General features: G+C 76.4%; 3 protein-coding genes. All 3 read left to right on the top strand.

What is annotated here, in order from left to right:
• Positions 1–417, top strand: a 417-nt coding sequence (locus CA984_RS43610; protein WP_207621272.1) for an ASPIC/UnbV domain-containing protein, incomplete at its 5' end; no start/stop codon positions are given.
• Positions 418–419: 2 nt separating this feature from the next.
• Positions 420–1,370 (top strand): enediyne biosynthesis protein UnbU, encoded by a 951-nt coding sequence (locus CA984_RS43605; RefSeq protein ID WP_108724707.1) that lies wholly within the window; start codon positions 420–422, stop codon positions 1,368–1,370.
• A 29-nt stretch (positions 1,371–1,399) separates the two neighbouring features.
• Positions 1,400–2,662, top strand: a 1,263-nt coding sequence (locus CA984_RS43600; RefSeq protein ID WP_133061982.1) for a beta-ketoacyl [acyl carrier protein] synthase domain-containing protein, incomplete at its 3' end; no start/stop codon positions are given.

The following is a 2,662-nucleotide window of genomic DNA, read 5'->3' as shown; positions in this document are numbered from 1 at the left end:
CTCTCCGCGCTCATCAGCCCCCTGCCGGCACGTCCCCCGCTGGTCAGGCCCAGGCTGACGCTCTCCGCCCTGGTCGGCCCCGTCCCGTCCGGCTCCGGACCTCCGTCCCGCCCGCCTCTGACCCGTCCCGCCGTGCCCGGTCCGGTCCGGACGCGTCCCGCGATCGGAGCCACCGCCACGGTGCGCCTGCCCGGCGGGAGCACGCTCAGCCGGCAGCTCTACCCGGCCAACGGGCACAACGGCTTCTCCGCGCCGGAGCTGCTGTTCGGTCTGGGCGGCGACGCGCCGGACGGCCCGTTGCCGGTCGAGCTGTCCTGGCGCGACGCCTGCGGCGTCCTCCGTACCGCGTCGGTGTCCGTGAGACCCGGCTGGCACCGGATCCTGCTGGCCGACGGCCGCGCCTCGGAGATGGACTGATCATGGAAGCCGCCTGGAAGCGCGGCCGGGCGCTCCGCCGCTTCGCCGGGTCGATCACCGTGATGACCGTGCTCGGGCACACCGTGCTCGGCTTCGAGCAGGCCTACCTGGCGCCGATCGCCGGCACGGTCACCGGGATGGTCGCCGAGTTCGTGCTGGAGACCGTGGAGGCGTGGGCGTGGCGGCGCCCGGCCCGCTACCGGGGGACGCCCGGCCAGGTGGCCGGCTTCTTCCTGCCCTCCTACATCACCGGGCTGACCTGCGCGATGCTGCTGTACGGCGGCGCCGACCCGATGCCGGTCGTGCTGGCCGTCCTGATCGGCGTGGGCAGCACGTACGTCCTGCGGGTCAGGGCGCCGGGCGTGGCGGGTCGTCGCACCGGCGGCGTGCCCGGCGGGCACTACCTGAACCCGGCGTGCGCCGGCGCCCTCACCGTGGTGCTGCTGTTCCCGTGGGTCGGCGTCGCACCGCCGTACCGGCTCGCCGAATGGGCGCCGGGGCCGCCCGGCGCGCTCGTGCCGCTGGCCGTGCTGGTGCTGGGCGCGGCGGTGAACGCCAAGCTGATCGGGCGGCTGCCGCTGGTCCTGGCCTGGGTGAGCGGGTCCGTCCTGCAGGGGTCGCTCCAGGACGGGCCGACCGGCGTCTCGACGATCGGCGCCCTGCTGCCGATGACCGGCGTGGCGTTCGTCCTCTTCACCGGCTACATGCTCACCGACCTGGGCACGACTCCCGTCCGGCCCCGCGGCCAGGTCGTGTTCGGCCTGGCCGCTGCGGCGGTCCACGGCCTGCTGGTCCGGTTCCACGTCGTCCCCGGGCTGTTGCCCGCCCTTGTGATCGTCTGCGCCGGCCGGGGGGCGGGCCTGGCCCTGCTCGCCCGCGTCCGCCCGCCGACCGTCCCCGTTCCCGCCGACGTCCGCGGCCTGTCCGAGGTGCCGGCGGGCGCCCAGCCATGACCCATGCGAACACCTGAGGGGTACGCCGAATGTCCGTCGCGATCGTGGGATTGGCCTGCACCTATCCGGACGCGCCCGATCCGGGGGCGCTGTGGGAGGCGGTGGTGTCGCAGCGGCGGGCGTTCCGGCGCCTGCCGGTCGAACGGCTGGACCTGGCCGGCCGCCACTCCCCCGACCGGGCCCACAGCACCCGTGCCGCCCTGATCGAGGGCTGGGAGTTCGACCGGGCCGCCTTCGGCGTCCCCGACCCGGTCCACCGCGTCACCGATCCGGCCCACTGGCTGGCCCTGGACACCGCGTCCCGCGCCCTGGCGGACGCGGGCTCGCCCGGCGGGGAGGGGCTCGACCGGGACCGGGTCGCGGTGGTCGTCGGCGACACCCTGACCGGCGAGGTCGCCCGAGCCTCCGCGCTCCGGCTGCGCTGGCCGTACGTGCGGCGCGTGCTGGCCTCGGCCCTGGCCGAGCTCCCCGAGGAGACGACCGCCCGGCTGCTGGCCCAGGCGGAGGCCGAGTATCTGCGGCCGTTGCCGGAGACCTCCGGGGAGAGCCTGGCCGGCACGGTCGCCGCGCGCATCTGCACCCACTTCGACCTGCGCGGCGGCGGATACACGGTGAACGGCGGATGCGCCTCGTCCCTGCTGGCGGTGATCACCGCCTGCCGTTCGCTGCTGGACGGAAGCGTGGACTTCGCGCTGGCCGGAGGCGTGGACCTCGACCTCGACCCGTTCGAGCCGGCGGGCCTCACCAAGGCGGGCGCGCCGGCCGGCGGGCGCATGCGGGTCTACGACATCCGGTCGGAGGGCTTCTGGCCGGGTGAGGGCTGCGGCATCGTCGCCCTGGCGCGTACGGCCGACGCCCGCGCCGCCGGGCTCCGGATCCATGCGGAGATCGCCGGCTGGGGCGTGTCCTGCGACGGCAGGGACGACGTCGCCCGCCCCGAGGCCGACGGCCGGCTCCTGGCCCTGCGCCGCGCCTACGCGCACGCGCGTGTCTCCCCTGCCGGCGTCGCCCTGTTCGAGGGCGCCGGCGACGACACCGTCGAGCTCACCGCCCTCACCCGCCTGCTGTCGGACGCCGCGCGCCTGTCGGATGCCGCGCGGCGGGCGGTGACCGGATCCGGCGCACCGGGGCGGGCGGCCGCCGGCCCCGTGCGGGGGGCGGCGATCGGTTCCGTCAGCGCCAACATCGGGCACACCAGGGCGGCCGCCGGAGTCGCGGGGCTGATCAAGGCCACCCTGGGCATCGCCTCCGGCGTCCTTCCCCCGACCACCGGCTGCGGATCCCCGCACCCC

Source organism: Streptosporangium minutum (assembly GCF_002149035.1).
GTDB lineage: Bacteria > Actinomycetota > Actinomycetes > Streptosporangiales > Streptosporangiaceae > Streptosporangium > Streptosporangium minutum.
The sequence above is the reverse complement of the archived record's forward strand: the minus strand, read 5'-3'. Positions and strand labels throughout refer to the sequence as shown.

What these genes read in the sequence shown, in the direction of transcription:
- CA984_RS43605 (WP_108724707.1), top strand. Translation starts at nt 420, where the DNA reads ATGGAAGCCGCCTGGAAGCGCGGCCGGGCGCTCCGCCGCTTCGCCGGG.